Genomic DNA, 22,312 nt, shown 5'->3' on the forward strand with positions numbered 1-22,312 from the left:
TAGTTTACAGAGAAAGGGAAGTGCTATAAGATGATAAATATTAATTCTTAGTATTTCTATCAGAAAAGGAGTGGATGATTTGGCACAAACGTTGCACTCATCATATAAATCAAAGCCAACTACTGTTGTAACAGAATTAAGCCCTATGCAAAAGCCGTTATTTGCAGGAGGGGTTATAGCAGCGGTTATTTTACTTCTAGCGATTGTGCTAACGACTGATTGGACGCAAGGTGTGTTATTTATTATCGGTCTAGCACTAGGAATGACGCTTCTGTACGCACGTTTTGGCTTTACATCAGCATTTCGCCGACTCGTATCTGTCGGCAACGTTCAAGGCTTGCAAGCGCATATGCTTATGCTAGCGATTGCGTCAACGCTGTTTGCTATTATTTTAAGTACAGGCTTTAGCTTTACAGGGGTAACGCCAAAAGGATATGTTTCACCTGTAGGAGTCAGCGTGATAGTTGGTTCGTTTATGTTTGGAATTGGCATGCAGCTAGGAAATGGATGTGCCTCAGGAACGCTGTATTCGTTAGGCGGCGGCTCTTCTTCCATGATTTTAACGCTTTTAGCCTTTATTGTAGGCTCTATGTTCGGGGCGTATCATTTGCCATTTTGGCAAAAACAACCTTCGCTTCCTCCTATTTCATTAGCTGAATCGACAGGCCTTGGTTATTTTGGCGCTTGGATTGTACAGCTTATCGCGTTTGTAGCGATTTACTGGATTACGATTCAAATTGCCAAAAAGAAAAATCCGCCTATGATGAAGCAGCTTCCTACGACAAAAGGGTGGAAAAAGATCATTCGCGGCTCTTGGCCTCTATTCACTGCAGCGATTGTGCTGGCTGTATTAAATGCATTAACGCTGGCTGTAAGAGGAAATCCTTGGGGTATTACTTCTGCCTTTGCTTTATGGGGCGGAAAAGCAATGATGGCAGCTGGAATAGATGTATCAAGCTGGGGCTTTTTCCAAGGTGCAAATGGAGAAGCGCTAACGCAAAGTGTGCTAGCAGACTCTACCAGCGTATTGAATTTTGGGATCATACTAGGCGCTTTCATTTCAGCGACTGCGCAAGGAACGTTCAAACCAGGAAAGATTAAACCTGGCGTTGCAGGAGCAGCTGTTGTTGGAGGCCTTTTAATGGGATATGGTGCGCGTCTTGCTTTTGGCTGTAATATTGGCGCTTACTTTGGCGGCATTGCTTCATTTAGTCTTCACGGATGGGTATGGATGGTTATGGCGATGCTAGGCACAGGCTTAGCACTATTTATCCGCCCGTTATTTGGACTCAAAAATCCTAAATCTAATGATTCGATTTGTTAAGTTTAGATAAAACCTTCTTTGCATGAGCAAAGGAGGTTTTTATTTTAGGTGATGTTTGGAATCGCTCTGCTATTTTGTGAATCACTTGAAGTTTAGTACAGCTCATCGGCTTTCTGCGCATCGTTTCCGCTGCTTTTCTCTTAGCCAAATCCTCTTGTTCTAACCCAAAAAGAATATAAAAACTTCCTTTTTTTATAAAAATTTCACTTATTTTGCCGATAAAACAGGAGAATTGTATGTATTTGGCGAAATAAGCAGTAAACACCAAGTCCAGACACAGTTATTAAAACGTAAAAAGGGGTTTTAACGTTACATGAACAAGTATTTAAAAAAAGCTGTTATTTATGGAAGTTTGTGTTTTTTATTAGGAGCGTGCGGAGGAGCAGGAGAACAAACCTCTTCTGAGCCGCAGAAAAAAGAAGAAACAGTAAAGTCTAAAGAAGAAGCGAGTAAAAAAGAGAAAAAAGACGCAATCAATACAACCATTAAAGTTAGCGCAGCAGGAGATTTTACCTTAGGAAACGATGAAAGCTTTGGGTACGATTCTACTTTTAACGACGTAGCAGCAAGAAATGGCCTGCCGTATTTTACGCAAAATGTAAAATCGATCTTTGAGCAAGATGACTTAACAACGGTTAATTTAGAAACAACGCTGACAACTGCGACGGAAAAAGCAAGTAAAACATTTCGTTTTAAAGGTGATCCTTCGTTTGTAAATATTTTAAAACAAGGAAGTATTGAAACCGTTAACTTGGCTAATAATCATACGCATGATTATTTACAGCAAGGATATGATGATACACGAGAAAACTTAAAGAAAAGCGGAATAGGCTATTTTGGCTATGAAGATACATATATTACAACGGTAAAGGGAGTCAAAGTAGGATTGCTTGGATATCCGGGCTGGGATGACACAAAAGAAGTAAGAAGTCAGATTAAAGACGGAATTAAGTCTTTAAAAGAAAAAGGCGCTAAAATTATTATTGTGCATTTCCACTGGGGATCTGAACGACACTATGTTCCTGATACAGCGCAGCAGGCACTGGCGAAGTATACAATTGATAACGGAGCAGATTTGATTTTAGGTCATCACCCTCACGTTGTTCAAGGAATTGAAGAATACAAAAATAAATTTATTGTCTATAGCTTAGGAAACTTTATGTTTGGCGGAAACAAAAATCCAAGTGATAAGGATACATTTGTATTTCAGCAGACGTTTACGATTAAAGATGGAAAGCTAACGACAAACAAAGACATCAATGTGATTCCATTCCGCATTTCTTCCACAACGGCGCGAAACGACTACCGACCTACGCCTTTAACAGGAGCAGAAAAGGACCGGGTAAAAAATAAACTGATTGATGTTTCCAATCAAATCAAACAGGAAAAGTGGACGGTCTACGATGAAGATAGTAAATGAAGCTCTCAGCACTGAGAGCTTTTTTTATAAAATAAAGCAGAAATAACTAAAAAAATGATATAATGTAAAAAAATAGATAAAAGGTGGAACTATGGTTAATATAGGTGATATTATTTTTCAAATTCTTATGCTGCTGATCCTGATAGGAATAGCAGGAGTAATAATTGCATTTATTATAGGCTTAAAAAGGTTGATTCAAAAGCAGGGGGCAAATGAAAAAAGGCTTCAGAGAATGGAGCAAAAATTAGATGATATGCTGAAAAATAAAGAGTCATGACTATACAGAAGCACTGTTAACACATCAGTGCTTCTAAACTTGACATTTTATAAAAAAGCAGTAAGATATGTATACATCGTTTATATAGGGAGGAAGTTACATGGCAAAGTCAAAAGCAAAAAAAATGCGTGATAAAATGACGCGTGAAGGAAAACGAAATCCAGAATTAAACCGCAGCCTGTTTATATTTGCAGACATGGAAACGCGCAAAACCAAAACAAAGAAGGAAAAACTTCAGCATCAGCATACAAAACATAAAAAACGATTATCAGACGGAGCGTACAGTACCGGAGATGATCGTTTTTTTATTGCGTTTCATACATCTACAAAATGAAAAAAAGCTTTTTGACTATCCATCTTCACTTTGCCTCAAACATTTTTACTGTAAACTTTCACAAAAAACCCTTATGATAGGAAAAGAAGGAGATGAACTAAGAATGCTTACGATTGAAAAAGTACCTAAAAGCCAAGCGGGCGTTTTGCAAAATTTGTATTCTCTTTATCTCCATGATTTATCTGCGTATACACCTTCTTTAGATATTCGCGAAGATGGAGCTTTTCATTTTGAAGAGCTGCCCTTGTTTTGGAAAGTAGAAGGCCTCTCGCCATACTTTATTAAAGTAGATGATAAGCTGACGGGCTTTTTTTTACTTCTTGAACAGCCCGCACTTCAGCAAGAAGCAGATTACTGCATCAATGATTTTTTTATCTTAAACAAATACCGAAAGCAGGGTATTGCTTCTGAAACGGTAAAAGACATTTTCTCTCATCGAAAAGGAACGTATATGATTATTGAGCTTGCAGGCAACAAGCGGGCTATTTCATTTTGGAAACATATTTATGAAAGCTTACATATTTCCTTTCAAGAAAAGAAAATTGAACTTGACGGAGAGCCAACTCTTATTCAAACGTTTAGTGTGTAAAACCCTTCTGGAAAGCAGAAGGGTTTTTATTAAACTAAATATTAACAATTTTCAACAAATTATGTATAATTAAAGATGCTTGTCGACATTTATTCACAGGAGCATTCCTGTAAAGGAGGAGTAAAATGAAAGCGTTATCTAATTTCTTCACGGCGCTTGTTCAGCGCTTTTTACCTGATCCGTTTGTATTTGCTTTAATCCTGACGCTGATTTTATTTGTATCAGGTATTGTTTTTACTCCTCACGGGCCGATTGAGATGGTTCAGTTTTGGGGAAGCGGCTTTTGGAACCTTCTTGCATTTGCGATGCAAATGAGCTTAGTGCTTGTCACGGGACATGCGCTTGCCAGCTCGCCGCTTGTAAAGAAGTGGCTTGTGAACATAGCGCTGTTAGCCAAAACTCCGGCGCAAGGGGTAATTCTGGTCACGCTCGGCGCAGCTATGGCCTGTATGATTAACTGGGGGTTTGGCTTAATTGTAGGTGCGCTGTTTGCGAAAGAAGTAGCGAAACGCGTGCCGGGATCTGATTACCGGTTTTTAATTGCCTGTGCTTACATAGGGTTTTTAACATGGCACGGAGGTTTGTCGGGTTCGATTCCTCTTGTTGCTGCTACACCTGGAAACCCAATGGAAAAAACGGCTGGACTTATTCCGCTGTCAGACACGATTTTTACAGGCTACAACTTATTTATTACCCTCGGATTATTAATTGTCCTTCCTATTATGACAAGACTGATGATGCCGACGGGAAAAGAAGTGGTAGAAATTGATCCAAGACTGTTGGCGGAAGATGAAATGGCTCCGGCTACAGTTGTTGAGACAACTTCTTCTAAGCCAACATTTGCTGTACGCATGGAAAACAGCAGGTTTTTAAGTCTAACAATTGCACTTCTTGGGTATTCATATTTAATTTATTATTTTGCTACAAACGGCTTTAAAATGGATATTAACACAGTGAATTTATTATTTTTCACGACGGGTATTTTACTTCACCGTACCCCTTTATCCTATATGAATGCCGTTTCTAATGCGGCGAAAGGCACCGCTGGGATTGTGATTCAGTTTCCGTTTTATGCAGGTATACAAGGCATGATGGAGCTATCAGGCTTAGGCGGGAAGCTAACGAACGCCTTTATCTCGATTTCAAATGAAACGACATTTCCGTTTCTCGCGTTTTTAAGTTCCGGCGTTGTGAACTTTTTCGTTCCCTCGGGAGGAGGACACTGGGTTGTACAAGGACCTTTTATTATGCCGGCAGCTGAACAGCTCGGCGTAGATCCGGGAGTCGCTGCGATGGCCATTGCTTACGGAGAAGCATGGATGAATATGGCGCAGCCGTTTTGGGCACTACCTGCACTAGCTATCGCAGGGCTCGGAGCACGCGATATAATGGGCTACTGCGTGACGACCTTAATTGTATCAGGCTTTATTTTTGCTATAGGACTAACGTTTTTTTAATACGAAAAGGTCAGCTGAAAAGCTGACCTTTTTCATTACTTTTTTCTTTCCCAAGCGTATCTATCTACTTTATAAACCAACTTCGCGCGCACTCCAGTCCCAAAATTCTTCTGCAAGCCGTTCATTTTTTGCTCTTGAAGAAGGAGGAGTCACGCGTTTTTTATAAAAATAAGCGCCGCTAATATGCGTCACTTCAGGACTGTCAGCTAAATAAATAGCTGTTTCGGCACCTTGAAGAGGTGTTAAAAAGAAAGGGCGAAGCACGGCGTGAATGCTTTTTCCAAAACCTGTTTGACGATTAACGCCGATAGCGGTAGAAACGGCTCCGGGGTGAAGGCAATTTACGGTTACAGAGGTGTCTTTTAACTTTTTACTTAAATGAACCGTAAATAAGTTATTTGCTAATTTAGACTGAGAGTATCCTCGCCATATTCCGAATCCTGTTGTTAAGTGAGGGTTGTTGAGGTCTATTTTTCCCGCTTTATGAGCACCGGATCCAACGTTTATAATGCGTCCCTGTTGAGATTTTTTCAGCGGATCTAAAAGTAAATTAGTTAATAAAAAGTGACCCAAATGATTGACACCAAGCATCATTTCAAATCCGTCTTGTGTTGTTTCCCGCTTAATTGTCACGACGCCCGCGTTATTAATCAGCACATCAAGTACACTGTAGCGAGACGTAAAGTCTTCACTGAAAGCCCGGATACTGTCAAGAGAACCTAGGTCACAGGTCATAAGAGATATGGAATCCGATCCGCTTTGGCGTTTCGCTTCTTCTAAAGCGGCATTTCCTCTTTCTTCATTTCGGCATACCATAATGACTTCGAATCCTTTTTTAGCTAGTTCAATCGTTGTGGCCAGCCCCATTCCTGAATTGGCACCTGTAATTAGCGCTCGTTTTGCTGTCATGAGTATGTTCCTCCCAACTACATCTTTTTTCTAGTGTATAAGATAAGAAGATATGTCGTCCACTTCTAGCTTTTTCTTATATTTCTTTCATGCTTTAGAAAAGTATGTAAAATGTGCACAGGGGAGAAAATGTTGCACAAAGGTCAATATTTTACACCCTACTCGTCAATTAAAGCGGTTTCATAAATAGCGGATTTCGCTAAAATAAGACATAGGGAGGTGCTAGTAAGATGAATAGCCAAAGTAAATTACAGGAGACAGAATATGTTCCTTTAGAGCAAGAACTTAAAAGAGAACCATCCATTAATACGAAAAAACGTAAAAATTTGAAAAATGCAGGTTTATTTGCTCTATTTGTAGGGCCCGCACTTTTAGCATTTTGTGTGATTGTACTTATACCATTTTTTACAGGGATTTATTACTCATTTACAGACTGGAACGGAGTAAACGGTACGATTAACTGGGTGGGACTTGATAACTTCAAGTACTTGTTCACCGAAGATAAGCAGTTTCAGCAGTCGTTTTGGATCACAACAAAATATACGGTCGTTGCGATTATCTTAACGAATGTGGTTGGGTTCGTGTTAGCAATCCTTGTAACTCAAATGTTAAAAACACGAAACATTTTACGTACGGTTTTCTTTATGCCGAATTTAATTGGCGGACTTTTACTAGGATTTGTATGGCAGTTCATTTTCGTGAAAGGATTTGCATCTATCGGACAAATCACGGGAATCTCACTTTTTGAACTTCCTTGGTTAGGAGACGCAAAAACAGCATTTTGGGGCATCGTGATTGTAAGTGTATGGCAAGGAGCAGGTTATATCATGCTTATTTACACAGCAGCACTGCAAAACGTACCGCAAGAGCTGATTGAAGCAGCAAAAATTGACGGAGCAAGCAGATGGCAAATTCTTCGTCACATTACAATTCCAATGGTAGCGCCGGCAGTAACGGTTTGTTTATTCTTAACGATTTCATGGTCATTTAAAGTATTTGATGTCAACTTATCATTAACAAACGGTGGTCCATTCAAATCAACAGAAATGTTAGCGCTTAACATTTATACAGAAGCATTTGTGAATAACAGATACGGTCTAGGTGAAGCAAAAGCCTTAATTTTCTTCATCGTCGTAGCAGCGATTACGATTATTCAAGTAACATACACGAAGAAGAAGGAGGTTGAATCGTAATGGGAAACAAATATACGAGCAAAACCTTTATTGTTGAAATTTTAGCGGTCCTGCTTGGACTGGTCTTCTTGGTTCCCTTTTATTACGTGCTTTCAAACTCACTGAAGTCATTTGCAGAAATTTTATCAAACACATCGGCACTGCCAACAACGATTCAGTTTCAAAACTTTGTTAATGCATTTAACCAAATGAACTACTTAAAAGTGCTTAGCAACTCGCTAATCATTACAGTCATCAGTAACGCAGTTCTAGTCATCTTCTGTTCAATGGCAGCTTACATGCTGGTTCGAACAAAGAAAAAAATCAGCAGCATTATCTTTATGGCATTCGTAGCGGCAATGGTTATTCCATTTCAATCCATCATGATTCCACTTGTAAAAGTAGCAGGAAACTTAAATCTGTTAAACAGCATTTGGGGTATTGTGATCATGTACTTAGGCTTCGGTTCAGGTATGACGATTTTCTTATACCACGGATTTATTAAAGGAATTCCAGTTGAGCTAGAAGAAGCGGCAATCATCGACGGATGCTCACGTCTAGGCGTATTTTGGAGAATTGTGTTCCCATTATTAAAGCCAATTACAGTAACTGTCGTCATCTTAAACAGCCTATGGATTTGGAATGACTTCTTACTTCCGTCTCTTGTTTTGCAAGATCCTGAGCTAAGAACGATTCCGCTTGCGACATTCTTCTTCTTTGGTCAGTATACAAAGCAGTGGGATTTAGCACTAGCAGCACTTGTAATCAGTATTATCCCGCTATTAATCTTCTTCTTTGCAATGCAAAAACACATTGTTAAAGGAATTACAAGCGGTTCAATTAAATAATAGAAGCGGCAACAGGGCTGGTTTTGAGGCTGAGGCATCAAAACCAGCAGCAAATAGGGAGGAACAGAAAATGGCATTCAAAATGAAAAAATGGCCTTTAGCAGTAGGTGTTTTATCGGCTACGCTTTTATTTTCAACCGCATGTTCAAACGAAAGCGCATCTGGTAATAAAAAAAGCGGCGGAGATCAAGTAGTAGTAGACGTATTTCAAGGAAAAGTAGAAATTGCAGATCAGCTAAAAGCTCTAACTGATCAATATACAAAAGAACATCCAAACGTGAAGTTCAATATCCAAACGGTTGGTGGAGGAGCTGACGGTGCAGCAGCCTTAAAAGCGCAGTTTGCGTCGGGCAATGCACCCGACCTTTTCACAAACGGCGGATATCAAGAGGCGAAAACGTGGAAAAATAAATTAGAAGATTTATCAGATCAGCCTTGGGTTGATGACGCATATGAAAACACACTTACACCAATGACGATGGACGGTAAAGTATATGGACAGCCAATCAGTCTTGAAGGCTATGGATTTACATATAACAAAAAACTGTTCAAAAAAGCAGGCATCAAAGAACTTCCAAAAACGTATTCAGAATTAGAAGCAGCGGCTAAAAAGCTAAAAGCAGCCGGCATTACGCCATTTTCTATCGGCTACGGAGAGTGGTGGGTGCTTGGAAACCACGGCTTAAACATTCCATTTGCCAGTCAAAAAGATCCGGATGCATTTATTAAAGGATTAAATGACGGCAGTACGAAAATCGCAGGAAACGAGCAGTTCAAACAGTATGTAAAGCTGCTTGATTTAACAGTGAAATATGGAAACAAAAATCCGTTAACGACGGACTACAACACGCAAGTAACGAAATTTGCGACCGGTGAAGCAGCGATGATTCAGCAAGGAAACTGGATTCAGCCAATGCTTGATAAAATTACGCCGAACATGGATGTAGGTATTCTACCTATGCCGTTAAGCGATGATGCAGCTGTATCTGACAAGCTTGCAATTGACGTTCCAAGCAACTGGGTTATTCACAAACAAGCACCAGCGGCAGATAAAAAAGCAGCCAAAGACTTCTTAAACTGGATGGTTACATCTAAAGAAGGTCAAAAAGCGCTAGTAGAAGACTTCAAGTACATTCCAGCCTTTAAGTCAATCGAAGCAAAAGACATCGGACCTTTAGGTGACGAGCTTCTTAAATATTCTAAAGATCAAAAAACGATTCCTTGGGAATGGACAAAGTTCCCTGAAGGCGTAACGCAAAAATTTGGAGCAGATGTACAAGAATACATCGGCGGCCAAACATCTGAAGATGAGCTGTTAAAATCATTAGATAAAAGATGGGCTGAGTTGAAGTAATTGAAAAGACAACCTTTTGGTTGTCTTTTTTTGTGGAATCAAAGATATGATATTTTTGTATCTTTATCCTTTTTATAGAAATTAATTGTGTATAAAAGGTTAGATATTCCTATTTAGATAGGTTAGCTGAAACTTTATAATGGATAATATAGGGAAAAGTTAGATTAAATACAAAAAGTTTGATGGTTTTCTAATTAAAGTGATAAAAGAGGGAATTTAATGGGTAAAGTGTATGAAGCAAGTTCGCTGCTTGCTTATGCAAAAGAGCGTGTAAGTACATATAAAAAGCTTAATGAAGAATTAGGTGAACTGAAAAAAGCATTACAAGGTGTAGCAAACTTAGATACCGAATTTCAAGGGAAAGGTGCAGACCAAATTAAAAAATTTTATCAAATGCAGGTAGACGTGGTTGGCTATTGGGAAGCATTAGTTTCCGCTCACTACGCCTATTTTTCTGTATTATCAGAACGTGCACACGAAGAAAAGTTAGATGGTCATACGATTGTTGATGTATCTTTTTTAGAACATGAACTCGAAGTAGCTAATAATCAGTCAACACAAATGATTGAAGCACAACATAAAGATTTGAAAGATATCTTGAACGATATACATGATATTTTGCCGTTGGACGCTTTTTCAACAAAGGATGTTCAATCGAAGCTAAAGAGCACAGATAAAAAGAGGGCTAGTACTATTACTGCAGTAGAAAAACTAGATCATAATTGGTCTACTGAATATGCAAGTTTAGATGAAAATTATCAATCTGTAAAAAGCAGTGTTGATGAGCTAGAAGCGTTAACTTCTCAAGGAAGTGGAGCTTATCAAGTTGTTTTTGACACTAAAGCCTATCATAATAGTGAAAAATACAAAGTACAGCAAAAAATTAGCCAAAATACAAAAAGTTATTTAAAAGCAAAAAAAGAAGAAAAAACATACTATGAAAATAAAAGACAAGCAGAAATTGAAGCAAATAAACCATGGTATGAAAAAACATGGGAAGTCGTTTCAACCTTTACAGGAGAAGCGACTGGATATTATGATTATAAGCGAGCAACCGAAGGTGTAGATCCTGTGACGGGTAAAAAGCTCTCTGCCACTCAGCGAGCAACTGCAGCGGCAATGGCTGCAGCTGGTTTTATTCCAGTAGTAGGATGGATTGGTAAAGGAGCAAAAGGAGTAAAAGGTGTATATAAAGCTGGTAAAGGAATGAATGCGGCTCACGATGCACTGCTTGCATATAAAAATCCTAAATCGTTTCATGTTCTTCAGAACACCGAAAAAGGTCTTTACGGACTTGTAGGTACGAATGGGACGTACGAATATGTAACAGGAAAAGATGTACTTGGAAATAAGCTAGATGAAGATGAGCGTAAAAGCGCGTTAATAGGAGCATTTGGAGGGCTATTTGGAAGCGGAGCTGGTGCAGTAATTACTCAGAAAGTCGCCAAAGATACGAAAGAAGTCATTCAAGGAGCAAAAGTGCTAGGTGAACAAGCAAAGCATACGTTTAAAGAAACCTCTAATTTAGCCAATACTACAGGCGTTCAAAGACACTTAGCTTTTGCTGGAGAAAGTGCAGTGTCTGAGTCAAGCTTATATTCCAAGTCTTCATCTCATCTAGAAAACAATATTTATAAAACTACTTCTGATTGGAATGTGCCATCGAAAGGTAGTGGAAGAGGCTCTCAATCTTCAAAAAGTCTTGAGGCTGTTAACTCAGAAACTAGATCTGCTGAAACTTTATCAAAGAACTTAGATATTATTAACAAACTAGAGTTTAATCAAGCTAGTAAGGCCAAATTAGCAGCGGCTGTAAAAGAGGGTTTAGTTGACCCAGCAAGCTGGAAAGGTAGCTTAGTAGCTCCTAGTAAAGATGTTACACACCTAACTAACCGGGAGCTTCAAGCGATTAATTTACGTTTAAGCAAAGAAAAAATATTAAAGATAATACCGGTAAAACGTAAGGTGAATGCTGATAGAATTCAGCGATTAAGGTTAATGGCTGCTAAAAAAGCAGAACAATACGCTAATCAAGTGAGGAAAAATCAAGCTTGGACTATTCAGAAAACACATAGTAAATCCAAACAAGATTCTGTAATACTAAGCGATGAATTAAAGAATGCCGGTATTATACGGCCGAAAAATTCTCAAGCTCATCATATCGTTCCTGTAAACGATGGAGGGATGAGAGAGTATTTAGAGAAATATGGTATAGATATTAATTCTGCTGCTAATGGAGTTTTTATCACCGCAAAAGAGTTTAAATTTTGGCCAGGACAAGTTGTACACCATTTGTATGGAGATTATTGGCTAACTGGAAAGAGTTTTTGGGGACATGGGAAAGTCTATAAAGACTACTTGAAGGACAGCATACTGAGAATCGACAACGCTCCTATACCTCATGAACAAAAGACGGAGCTTATAGTTAATTTATTAGATAAAACTAGAAAAGACTTATTAACAGGCAAAATAGACTTCCTATATAGAAACTAGAGGTGTTGTTTATGAAAATATGGAAATTAAGTACAAGTTTAGAAAGTGAGCAAATAGCCGCTGCTAACAAGGAAGATGACGAAACACTATTTAGAAATCTGCTGCAGCAAGGAGAGTATCTACATAGTAAAACAAATCTTCCAGTTGAAACATATGAAAAAGGAGAGTTAAATAACCTTTTAACTTATAAAGGTTTTGCAACTCCTCCAATTATCGATGGATATGCTGTTCAGAGCTTAGAAAAACTAATTTCTGAGTTTGTAGAATTTGTTCCTCTTACTCACCCTGAATACAAGTGCTACGCTGTTAATATTGTTAATGTGATAAACGAATGTGTGAATTATTCAGAATCAATACCTGATGATTTTGGAGGGTTTGACAAGCTATCCTTTATAGAGGATAAGGTACAGAGACAGCCAATTTTTCGAATAAAGTATACCGAACATAGTCTAGGAGATTTTCCTATTATCTCTCCAGAAATTTATGTTTCTGATGCATTTCGAGAGGTAGTGTTTGAGAACGGGCTAACCGGTTTTACTTTCTATGAAGTATGGTCATCACAGGAAGCAGAAGCTTCAGTTGAAGAGTTAAATCCATTTGTTCGTGAATCGCTCGATGAGGATGTGGAAGCTCACTTACAAGCATATTATGGGCCAATTATCCGCCGTGTTGAAGCAGAATCAGCTGAGGTGACAGAGGCAGGTTTTTATGAAATGGCTCCTACAGAATCAGTGCCGTTTTATACGGTCGCAACACATGGTTATAGTACGCTTCGCCTGCCGGCACCCCCTGGATTAGACAGCGCGTACGTTGAACTGGTGATGCATGCAGATCAAGATCCGTTTGAAGATGAAAAGTACAGCTGGATTCCTCAAGTCATGCATCAAGTAGGAAGCTTTGCGGTTAACAATATGAATTGGATTGGTCAGTGGATGGTGTTTCCAAATCAAGAGCTGGATCGCTACGTGGATACCTATGAACGAACGTTAACAGGTGAAAAAGTGAAGCTGCCATTACAGGTTCAACCGTATTCACCAGAAAGCGGCTTTTGTGGTGTTATGGTCGTGCCTCCTTTGCCGCAGTGCCAAGAGGCATTTATGATGCCGTATCTTGAAAACGGAAAAGAAACCCACGGAGAGTGGCCAGTCTATTTCCATACGCTTCTCCCTTTGTACGAAGAAGAAATGGAGTACTATTTCCAGCATGGACAAGAAGCTTTGCTAGAAAAGATGATGGAAAATGGCATCGAACACTTATTTAATTTACATAGACCTAATACGTTTAAGGAAAAAAGAAAAGGCTTTTTCGGCAGATTTAATAAGTGATAAATAAAAAGAGGCTAGGACAAAAGTATGTTAGACGAAGTGAAAAACGAACCATTTATCAACCATGTTGATGAGTGGTTCGTTTTTTTTGTTAGGGTAAACGTAGGTTTCACCTGTTGAGATTCTTCTAGCCGTTGATTGGAGGGCAAGACGAAGACTCCTGCGGGAAAAGCGGAACAGATGAGACCCCGCAGGAGTGTAAGCGACGAGGAGGCTCAGCGTCCGCCCGCGGAAAGCGAAGTCTTGCACGGAAATCAACGGCGGTGTCTCAAACGGTTCAGCTCATGTCTCTCATTTGTTCGTCTTTAGATTGGATTCAACTCGTTATGTCCTAGCCTCTTTTTATTTTGCTTCTTCTTACAAAAAGGGGAGAAAGCGCGCTCTTTCCTGTGTGGTTACTTAACTTCTTGGCCAAAGCATAACCGCTACGCCAATCAGACACACAAGTCCGCCAATCCAATCGTATGTATCGGGCATTTTTTTATCAACCCACCACGCCCAAAACAGGCTTAAAACAATAAAAATACCGCCGTAAGCTGCATATACACGTCCAAAGTCAGGGAACGACTGCCACGTAGCAATGACGCCGTACAGCACCAAAGCAATACCGCCCAGAAGTCCTAACCAGCTTGATGCTCCTTCGCGCAGCCACTGCCAAATCAAATAGCCTCCGCCAATTTCAGCAAGACCTGCTAAGATAAAAAGAAAAATCGCTTTAATCATAACCTATACTCCTTATATCATCATTTCGTCTCTTTTATTCTATCTTACTTTTTTCGTTTGATGAACCGTTCGTTTGTTTTAAATAAGTACACTGGAAAGCATTCCTTTATCAATTTGTCTTCAAACCTGCTAAACTATTAATAGTATGAGTTTATGTGACTGTTTGTACGAGTGCAAAGAGCTATGTAATGACTTCTGCTCAGAGTACTTTTACAAGTAGACGTTAGCAGGAAATTGACTAATTAAAAGAATAAGACGTTTAACAGTATAAAAAAGTAAAAAGAATGCAGATATAGGGGTTTGGTAAAATGAGTTTAGATCATAAAGTGATACGCATTGAACTGCCTACGCCATTTCCAATTGGACCAGTGAATGTGTTTTTATTAAAAGCAGACAAGTTAACGTTAATTGATGCAGGTATGAAAACCAAAGAAGCGTGGAGCGTTTTTGAAGAGGCGCTTCGTAAAGAAGGATATAAAGTAACAGATATTGAACAAGTTATTCTGACTCATCAGCATCCGGATCACACTGGATTTTTAGAGTGGCTGCCGAGTGATATACCGGTTTACGGCCATAAGCTTGTGGAGCCTTGGATTTTCCAAGATGAAGAGTTTGTTCAGCAGCATAATGAGCTATATCGTAATTTCCTTATGGAGTTTGGAGTCAGTGATGATGTAATGGAAGAATGGCTTCGTAAAGCAACGGCTGCAATTCAAGTATATTCACCTAAAGGGCAGAAGCTAACGGGTTATTTAAAAGAAGGAGATACACTTCCGTATGCGAGTGAGTGGGAAGTAATTGAAGCGCCGGGACATTCGTTAAGTCAGCTGATGTTTTACAATCGCAAAGAAAAAGTTGCGTTTGGCGGAGATCATATTTTGCCAAAAGTACCGTCAAACCCGTATTTAGAGCCAACCATTCAAAATCCCAAGCCAACGCCGCTACTGGACTACTTAGCGTCTCTAGAAAAAACGTTGAACTATGACATTGATTTGATTTACAGCGGTCATGGTGAACCGCTTAGTGACATTCATTCTTTAATTATGGAACGTATTCAAAAGCAGCATAAATGGGCGCTGCGCGTGTTACAAGCGATGGGGGAAGGAAAGAAAACAACGCTTGAAGTCAGCGCTGCATTTTTCCCGGATATGTATCAAAAAGCACCTGACTTTATTTTCTCAGAAGTGTACGGCCAGCTTACGTATCTAGAAAAAGAAGGCTACGTGGAATTAACAAAAAATAAAGACGGCGTCTTGCTGTGGGAAGCTACACGTGTGCTTGCTCCTCAGTCATAACATAAAAAAACCAGCTTCTTTAAAGAAGCTGGTTTTGTCTGCTTACAGTGAATGCAAGCGCTCAATGCGTTTTTCAAGCGGTGGATGAGTAGAAAATAAGCGTGAGAATTTTTCTTTACCGCTAATTTTAAAAGCGGCAATTGATTTTTGACGGTCATCTACTAATGAAGTAGTATGACGAAGCGATTCTAACGCATAAATCATTTTTTCCTTGCCGCCGAGTTTAGCTGCAAGCTCATCGGCTTTGAATTCACGTCTTCTTGAATGCCAGAAAATAATTGGGCTGCTTAAAATACTAAAGAGAATCTCAAATACAATCGATGTAAGGAAATAAACAACCATCGCAAACTCTTCTCGCACAAAGTTTGACACCGCTTTGGCTACTAAACGAGAGAAGAAAATAACGAATGTATTTAATACTCCTTGCAGTAGCGTAGTTGTGACCATATCACCGCTTTTAATATGCGCTATTTCGTGAGCGATAACGCCGCTGATCGCATCGCGGTCCATTCGTTCAAGCATTCCGCTTGAAACGGCAACAAGCGAGCGTCTTTTACTTGGCCCCGTTGCAAACGCGTTAACTTCGGCTGAGTGATAAATTCCGACCTGAGGCATTTTTCTTAATCCTGCCACAGATGCAAGTCGGTGCGTTTCTTCTAAAACAAATCGTTCGTATTCACCTTGAGGGGAACGTTCATCAATAACTTGAACACCCATCATCCACTTTGCCATTAAGCGTGACATCATAAGAGAAATAATCGCGCCGCTGAAGCCGGCAATGACGCTAAATGCCAGCAGGCCGCCGTAACCGCCGCTTCCCATATAGCTTTGAACACCTAATAAAGATGTAATCGTTGTGATTGTAATTAATACTAGAATATTAACGAAAATAAACAGTGAAATTCGTTTTAGCACAAGTCTTCCTCCTTTAACTAATACGTGCATGATAGGTATACGGTTAGTAGAGAGGAAAGGTTTCATTTATTTATTCAAATTTACTAAAAAGATTACTATGTTAAGTAGTTAAATTGTAAATATCAAATGGAATGCATTGTTTACTCTATAATCAAGAGCATTTTTAAAGAAATTTCATAATTTACGTCTATCTTGGGACAAGGCGTACTAAAATAATAAAAAAAGGTGTTCAACTCATGAACACCTTTTTGGTAAACATATTTAAAGATTACTAGTCAATAACTTCATGACGTTTAAAAATTAACCTTAGGCTCTGTACCCAATTTAATTCGTTTGAAGTTTTTAATATGCTTCCATGTAATGAAAACAAAAATAACGGCTGCAAATACGATTAGTACAACATCACCTACATAAATTGATGCTAAAAAGGCAACCAATGCGCCAATAGGTGAAGATAAGGATACGTATTTAGAAATTTTGAGAGAAATTAAAAAAGCAAGAATCCCTAGAATGAAAGCTAATGGTGAAAATGCAAGGAATACACCAGCGGCAGTCGCTACAGATTTTCCTCCTTTAAACTTTGCAAAAATCGGATAGCTATGTCCAAGAATAGCAATAAATCCAGGGACAAGCATATGCAAGTGACTATTCATCATAAGCGGTAAACAGACGGCTAGCGAGCCTTTTGCTATATCGCCGATCAATACTATAATACCTGCTTTCTTTCCTAAAGTGCGAAAGGTATTAGTAGCTCCTAAGTTACCGCTTCCGTGCTTACGAACATCGGTTTTGTAAAAGCCCTTTCCAATCACTAAAGCAAAAGGAATTGACCCAATTAAATAAGCTAATAAGATAATTATAGCGTTTGTTAGTACGTTCATTATTGGCACCTCAAATTGTGTTGTTAGTATTCATTAAAATATAAATGCGGTAAAAGCAGTTTTTTGTATGGCTAAAGGCTTCTAGTTTTTTCGGTGGAGTTTTTGTAAATTCCATTGGATTTCTAGTGGAACAATCCAATGCTTTTTAGTATGTTAAGATATTTTTGAACTTTTAAGCCTTGATACGTATTAGTATAGATTGATATGTCTATTATGAATATGTAAAAAGAAGAAAAGAGAAGAAACGAAAAGGCAAAAACAAAAAAACTTGTAATACAATTTTAAAAATATACCATAAATATTTAAAGGTTAAAAGATATTTTGGGTATATTGTAGTGGAAAAAAGCGTTTTGATCATTTTTTATGAAAAACAAGACAAAAAAATTAACAAATCCAAAAAAATATAATAAAATGTAAAACAGTGTTTCGAAATATTAACTTCTTAAAATTGAAAGGGGTTCTGCACTTGTTGTGGACAGATATCAAAGAACGAGAAGTAGTTATGTACAAAAACTGCCAGGCGAAAATTTTAGAAAAAAAAGGGCCGAATAAAATAGTCGTTCGAAATCTAGAATTCCCGGAAAAAGGCGATTGGATATCAGCCGAACTTGATTTTGAGGCTGTTGAAAAATTTGAGAAGAGTCGAGAACACTAATACAAAAAACATTTTATAATACTTCTATTTATCATATAAGAAAAAGCCGAGCTTACATTTTGAGTTCGGCTTCTTTGTTGATGTTTACTTCATTCTCTCGACGAAGAGCTCCTCGTTATTACATGTAAAACAAAGCCTTTTCCTCTCATTCATTTTCCACTACTACACTAGTCCCGTATAAAAACGTATCTTTATATGGGACTATCGATTTATTTTTAGTACACGTATTTTTACCACTTTTTTCATATACAACCGTTCAGAAACAAAACTTCTGTGCATACATTGAAGACAAAGGGGGAGGATACATTGGGAAAAACAAGTCGTATATTGAAATGGGTCAGCGGAGGATTAGAGGCTCTTTGGGGGATTCCAATTCTAGGCGGGACCTTGGTTATTGGCCTAGCCTACACGCCGCTTATTTTAATGCTCGCATTGCATATTGTAGGTTTAGTATTTGCGATTAAAACAAACAAAGTTCGGACAGGGCATATCATGGGAATTGTCTGTTCTGCTATTGCGTGGATTCCAATTGTCGGCATGATCATGCACATCTTAACGGCTATTTTCTTACTTATAGAAGCAGCCAAAGATAATGAACCATCTGAAGACGCAGCATAAAAGAAGAGCCGCCTGATTTTAGGTGGTTTTTTTATATTTCCAAATAAAGACTGGTAGGCTCTTTTGCTTTGAAAAATCCTTTTTATGTTAGAATATTAGAAGTATTTTCTAAAAAAGGGAGTAAACACAATAGATAAAGAAAATCAAAAGAAGAACAGATTTCTTGCCGTAGGAGTTATATTAGCCGCTCTTGTAAGTTTTATATTTCTACTATGGAGTAAAGGGTGGGTAATTCCTAATGCGATAAGTGCTAACCGCTATGATGTAAAAGGCGTAGACGTATCTTCTTATCAAGGGGAGATTAATTGGAGTGTGCTGAGTAAACAAGATATTCAGTTTGCTTTTATCAAAGCAACGGAAGGAAGTTCATTTCAAGATCCTTTATTTAAACAAAACTGGGAACAAGCAAATCGCAAAAGCATGCGGATCGGAGCTTATCACTTTTTTAGTTATGATAGCAAAGGTGAAACACAAGCGGCTAATTTTATCAAAACGGTTTCTCTTAGAAATAACGATCTGCCTCCCGTGATTGATGTTGAATTTTACGGAGACAAAAAACAAAATCTTCCGTCTCAGAAACATGTATACAAGGAGCTTTCTAGCATGATTAAACGTCTTGAATCTCATTATGACAAGCGCGTCATTCTTTATACGACGCCTAAAGCGTATGACTTGTATATTAAAAACAGATATCCTGAGTGTGATATTTGGATTCGCGACGTTGTGAAAAAGCCCACTCTTGAAGAGCAGCAAGAATGGACGTTTTGGCAGTATACGGACAAAGGGCGGTTGAAAGGGTATAATGGTGAAGAGAAATTCATTGATTTAAATGTATTTAAAGGTAATAAAAGATCATTTCAAAACTATTAAACTATTAAAAAATGGAGGGGATAGGTATGCCAACTTATAACAAGCTAGTACGAGATCATATTCCAACTATTATAGAACAATCGGGAAAGACATTCAAAACACGTGTGTTGCAACGAGAAGAATATCAAACAGAGTTAATGAAAAAGGCAAAAGAAGAATTTCAAGAATATAGTGAAGCTAAAAATCATGAAGATTCAATTGAAGAATTAGCGGATTTACTTGAAGTTATGTACGCCTTGGCTGCCATTCACGGAGCAACTCCAGAACAGTTGGAAGAAGTACGTCATAAAAAGGCTGAGAAACGAGGAGGGTTTGAAGAACGAATTTATTTGATTGAGGTAGAAGATGAGCAAAGTTGAGCTAGTTACCGAACAAATCGGTCAAACGATTATAGCTGAAATAAATGTTGCTAAAAGCATTTATATTTTAACATCATTTGTAATGGAATCAGGCGTAAAGGTTATTGAAAAGGCTTTGAAGGAAGCCGTTGAGCGAGGAACCGAAGTGAAGTTGCTAGCAGGGGATTATCTATATATCACACAGCCAAGAGCATTAACGCGTTTACTAGAAATCCATCCCCGATTAGAGATAAGACTTTGGCACAGTAAAGGCAAGTCTTTTCACCCTAAAGCTTACATATTCGAAACTGAAAAAGATAGTATTCTTATTGTAGGGTCCTCTAACTTATCTGCGTCTGCTTTAACTAGTGGGGTAGAATGGAGCGTAAAGGTTCAGGATCATCAGGAGGCTTCATCGTTTGAAAAGGCAACTGAAGAATTCATGCGTTTATTTTATCATGACCAGACTATTCCAATAAATGTAGAAACTATAGAAACATATAAGGATAATTATGAAAAGTACAGAGAAACGAATCCTTTGATAGTAAAAGAATGGACTGAATTAGAGGAAACAGAGCTTATGATTCCAGAAGCTAAAAGAGCTAATCAGCCCGTACAGGTAAGCGAGGGAGCTAAAAATTATGGTGATATTCACCCTAGACCCGTTCAACATCTTGCTTTAGAGGCATTGCAACAAACTCAAGAAGAAGGTTATAAAAAGGCAATGGTTGTATTAGCTACAGGTCTTGGAAAAACATATTTAGCAGCTTTTTTTGCTAAGAAATTTAAGAAGGTTCTATTTATTGCCCATCGAGAAGAGATTTTAAAGCAAGCGGAATCTACGTTTAAGCATATTATGCCTTCTAAAATGACAGGCTTGTATTACGGGCAAAAGAAGGATGAAAAAGCCGACTTTTTATTTGCTTCGATTTACACACTAGGTAGAACTAAACATTTAAAACGATTTAACCCAGAAGAATTTGATCTAATTGTAGTGGATGAATTTCATCATGCTGCAGCTAATACATATCAAAATGTTATAACGTATTTTGAGCCACTCTTTCTATTAGGTATCACTGCTACGCCAGATAGAATGGATCAAAAAGATATTTATGGATTATGTGAAGGAAATGTTGCATATCAATTGCATTTTATAGAAGCAATTCAAAAGCAGTGGCTGACGCCATTTCATTATTATGGTATATACGATGAAACTGATTACTCAGCAATTACTTGGCTTGGTACAAAATATGACCGTAAAGAATTATTAGCAGTGCAAGTGAAGGTGGAAGTTGCAGAAAAGGTAGTAGAAGCATGGAAAAAGCATAGACAAACAAGAACAATTGGATTTTGCTCGTCAATTGAACAAGCTGACTTTCTTGCTTCTTATTTTGTGAGACAAGGCTTTGGAGCAATAAGCCTTCATTCAAAAACATTAGGAATATCTCGGCAAGAGGCGATAGAATCTCTAGTAGAAGGAAAGATTGACATCGTCTTTACTGTAGACCTTTTTAACGAAGGAGTAGATATTCCTTCAGTTGACACACTTTTAATGGTAAGGCCTACTGAATCACTCACTATTTTTACTCAACAGATTGGCCGGGGGTTGAGACTTCATCCTAATAAAACACACTGTACAATCATTGATTTAATTGGAAATTATCGCAATGCTGATATAAAACTTCAGCTATTTCATGGGTATATTAAAGAGGTGGATAAGAAAAAAGGATTAATTATTCCTACAGTGCCAACATCATGTGAATTCCATATCGATGTAAAAGCGGTTGATTTGTTGAAAGAACTTGCAAAAAAGCGTCAACCAAGAAAAGAGCAACTTTACTCTGCCTATATTCAGTTAAAGCAGGAATTAGGAAGGCGACCTACTTATAAAGAATTACATTTAAATGGAAGTGAGCATTCAATTGCTTACAAGCAAGAATTTAAAACATTCATTGGTTTCTTGAATTGGGCAAATGAGTTAAGTGAGAAAGAGAGAAAGATATTTTTACGTTATGAGTCGTGGCTTATAGAGGTTGAACGTACGTCGATGTCGAAAAGCTACAAAATGATTGTTTTAAAATATATGCTAGAACGCGGCATAGAACATTGGTTGAGTTTTATTACACCTAAGGAGGTCGCACCATTTTTTCATAAATATTTAATGGGAAAAACGTATCGAAGAAAAGTTGATTTTTCTGACAAACTTACTCAGAAACTTTGGGAATATGATGAAAAAAAAGTTGCCAAATTGATTGCTACAATGCCAATGACAAAGTGGAGTGGAAGTTCAAAAGGACTTGTAGAGTTTGAAGATGGAGTTTTTCGCTTTAACCTGGATGTAGAAGAAGCTGATAATAGCACTTTGTATAAATGGACTAAAGAAATTTGTGAGTATCGACTTGCTCAACACTTCGAAAAAAAACAGTGAAAATTCAAATTAAATCCCAACGTATACGAAGTATCTTTTGAATTAAGGATTTTAATTTTTATATTTCATCTACCTCTTGAAATTTTG

The 22,312-nt window shown here is 38.1% G+C and carries 22 protein-coding genes; 18 read left to right on the forward strand and 4 right to left on the reverse strand.

Translation table 11 applies throughout. The features are described 5' to 3' along the window. Positions 1-79: 79 nt before the first annotated feature. The 6 genes from ACRPLQ_RS08550 to ACRPLQ_RS08575 all read left to right on the forward strand — a co-directional run bounded on the left by ACRPLQ_RS08550 (position 80) and on the right by ACRPLQ_RS08575 (position 5,401). Positions 80-1,324 carry a YeeE/YedE family protein gene (locus ACRPLQ_RS08550; protein WP_165635317.1) on the forward strand — a complete coding sequence of 415 codons (1,245 nt, stop codon included), beginning with the start codon at positions 80-82 and terminating at the stop codon, positions 1,322-1,324. Between the two features lie 313 nt (positions 1,325-1,637). Next, positions 1,638-2,744: a CapA family protein gene (locus tag ACRPLQ_RS08555; RefSeq protein ID WP_014459640.1), complete on the forward strand. Its 1,107-nt coding sequence runs from the start codon at positions 1,638-1,640 to the stop codon at positions 2,742-2,744. Between the two features lie 91 nt (positions 2,745-2,835). Continuing rightward, complete coding sequence (locus ACRPLQ_RS08560) at positions 2,836-3,021, forward strand: DUF4083 family protein (protein ID WP_013057499.1); 186 nt, start codon at positions 2,836-2,838, stop codon at positions 3,019-3,021. 100 nt (positions 3,022-3,121) lie between these two features. Further along, positions 3,122-3,355, forward strand: a complete 234-nt coding sequence (locus tag ACRPLQ_RS08565) for a hypothetical protein (protein WP_063247778.1) — start codon at positions 3,122-3,124, stop codon at positions 3,353-3,355. Positions 3,356-3,458: 103 nt separating this feature from the next. Further along, entirely contained in the window at positions 3,459-3,944 is a 486-nt protein-coding gene (locus ACRPLQ_RS08570) for a GNAT family N-acetyltransferase (protein WP_028412945.1), read from the forward strand. 125 nt (positions 3,945-4,069) lie between these two features. Continuing rightward, a complete protein-coding gene (locus tag ACRPLQ_RS08575) occupies positions 4,070-5,401 on the forward strand; it encodes a TIGR00366 family protein (RefSeq protein ID WP_014459643.1) in 1,332 nt (443 codons plus the stop codon). A 69-nt stretch (positions 5,402-5,470) separates the two neighbouring features. Here ACRPLQ_RS08575 and ACRPLQ_RS08580 read toward each other — a convergent pair whose 3' ends face one another. Then, positions 5,471-6,310 carry an SDR family oxidoreductase gene (locus tag ACRPLQ_RS08580; RefSeq protein WP_098999492.1) on the reverse strand — a complete coding sequence of 280 codons (840 nt, stop codon included), beginning with the start codon at positions 6,308-6,310 and terminating at the stop codon, positions 5,471-5,473. A gap of 230 nt (positions 6,311-6,540) precedes the next feature. Here ACRPLQ_RS08580 and ACRPLQ_RS08585 point away from each other — a divergent pair, with 230 nt between their 5' ends. The 6 genes from ACRPLQ_RS08585 (at position 6,541) to ACRPLQ_RS08610 (ending at position 13,837) form a co-directional block, all read left to right on the forward strand. Beyond that, positions 6,541-7,503, forward strand: a complete 963-nt coding sequence (locus ACRPLQ_RS08585) for a carbohydrate ABC transporter permease (protein ID WP_047750673.1) — start codon at positions 6,541-6,543, stop codon at positions 7,501-7,503. Beyond that, positions 7,503-8,330, forward strand: coding sequence for a carbohydrate ABC transporter permease (locus tag ACRPLQ_RS08590; protein ID WP_013057493.1), 828 nt, complete (start codon positions 7,503-7,505; stop codon positions 8,328-8,330). The genes ACRPLQ_RS08585 and ACRPLQ_RS08590 overlap by 1 nt, the downstream gene beginning before the upstream one ends. Before the next feature lie 70 nt (positions 8,331-8,400). Continuing rightward, positions 8,401-9,684, forward strand: coding sequence for an ABC transporter substrate-binding protein (locus tag ACRPLQ_RS08595; protein WP_028412948.1), 1,284 nt, complete (start codon positions 8,401-8,403; stop codon positions 9,682-9,684). 219 nt (positions 9,685-9,903) lie between these two features. Next, positions 9,904-12,177, forward strand: a complete 2,274-nt coding sequence (locus ACRPLQ_RS08600; RefSeq protein ID WP_432235891.1) for a T7SS effector LXG polymorphic toxin — start codon at positions 9,904-9,906, stop codon at positions 12,175-12,177. An 11-nt stretch (positions 12,178-12,188) separates the two neighbouring features. Beyond that, a complete protein-coding gene (locus tag ACRPLQ_RS08605) occupies positions 12,189-13,502 on the forward strand; it encodes a suppressor of fused domain protein (RefSeq protein ID WP_325076379.1) in 1,314 nt (437 codons plus the stop codon). A gap of 134 nt (positions 13,503-13,636) precedes the next feature. Continuing rightward, the gene (locus tag ACRPLQ_RS08610; RefSeq protein ID WP_325076378.1) at positions 13,637-13,837 is read left to right on the forward strand and encodes a hypothetical protein; all 201 of its coding nucleotides are present in this window, start codon (positions 13,637-13,639) and stop codon (positions 13,835-13,837) included. 64 nt (positions 13,838-13,901) lie between these two features. On the opposite strand, the gene ACRPLQ_RS08615 is transcribed toward ACRPLQ_RS08610, so the two are convergent. Next, the gene (locus tag ACRPLQ_RS08615; protein WP_014459650.1) at positions 13,902-14,225 is read right to left on the reverse strand and encodes a YnfA family protein; all 324 of its coding nucleotides are present in this window, start codon (positions 14,223-14,225) and stop codon (positions 13,902-13,904) included. Positions 14,226-14,533: 308 nt separating this feature from the next. Here ACRPLQ_RS08615 and ACRPLQ_RS08620 point away from each other — a divergent pair, with 308 nt between their 5' ends. Further along, entirely contained in the window at positions 14,534-15,520 is a 987-nt protein-coding gene (locus ACRPLQ_RS08620) for an MBL fold metallo-hydrolase (protein ID WP_325077980.1), read from the forward strand. A 42-nt stretch (positions 15,521-15,562) separates the two neighbouring features. Here ACRPLQ_RS08620 and htpX read toward each other — a convergent pair whose 3' ends face one another. Both htpX and plsY read right to left on the reverse strand, forming a co-directional pair. Continuing rightward, on the reverse strand, positions 15,563-16,435 hold the full coding sequence (htpX, locus tag ACRPLQ_RS08625; protein ID WP_014459652.1) for a protease HtpX: 873 nt from the start codon (positions 16,433-16,435) through the stop codon (positions 15,563-15,565). Positions 16,436-16,728: 293 nt separating this feature from the next. Then, positions 16,729-17,316, reverse strand: a complete 588-nt coding sequence (gene plsY / locus ACRPLQ_RS08630; protein WP_028412953.1) for a glycerol-3-phosphate 1-O-acyltransferase PlsY — start codon at positions 17,314-17,316, stop codon at positions 16,729-16,731. Positions 17,317-17,782: 466 nt separating this feature from the next. Here plsY and ACRPLQ_RS08635 point away from each other — a divergent pair, with 466 nt between their 5' ends. From ACRPLQ_RS08635 to ACRPLQ_RS08655, 5 genes are all read left to right on the forward strand, one after another. Beyond that, positions 17,783-17,971, forward strand: coding sequence for a hypothetical protein (locus ACRPLQ_RS08635; RefSeq protein ID WP_016764545.1), 189 nt, complete (start codon positions 17,783-17,785; stop codon positions 17,969-17,971). Positions 17,972-18,277: 306 nt separating this feature from the next. Beyond that, positions 18,278-18,589, forward strand: coding sequence for a hypothetical protein (locus ACRPLQ_RS08640; protein WP_028412954.1), 312 nt, complete (start codon positions 18,278-18,280; stop codon positions 18,587-18,589). Positions 18,590-18,718: 129 nt separating this feature from the next. Beyond that, the gene (locus ACRPLQ_RS08645; RefSeq protein ID WP_432236026.1) at positions 18,719-19,459 is read left to right on the forward strand and encodes a glycoside hydrolase family 25 protein; all 741 of its coding nucleotides are present in this window, start codon (positions 18,719-18,721) and stop codon (positions 19,457-19,459) included. 26 nt (positions 19,460-19,485) lie between these two features. Continuing rightward, a complete protein-coding gene (locus tag ACRPLQ_RS08650) occupies positions 19,486-19,818 on the forward strand; it encodes a nucleoside triphosphate pyrophosphohydrolase (RefSeq protein ID WP_335708299.1) in 333 nt (110 codons plus the stop codon). Then, positions 19,805-22,225 carry a DEAD/DEAH box helicase family protein gene (locus ACRPLQ_RS08655; protein WP_432235892.1) on the forward strand — a complete coding sequence of 807 codons (2,421 nt, stop codon included), beginning with the start codon at positions 19,805-19,807 and terminating at the stop codon, positions 22,223-22,225. The genes ACRPLQ_RS08650 and ACRPLQ_RS08655 overlap by 14 nt, the downstream gene beginning before the upstream one ends. Positions 22,226-22,312 lie beyond the last annotated feature (87 nt).

Source organism: Priestia sp. TRN 1309 (genome assembly GCF_050846875.1).
Classification (GTDB): Bacteria; Bacillota; Bacilli; order Bacillales; family Bacillaceae_H; genus Priestia; species Priestia zanthoxyli.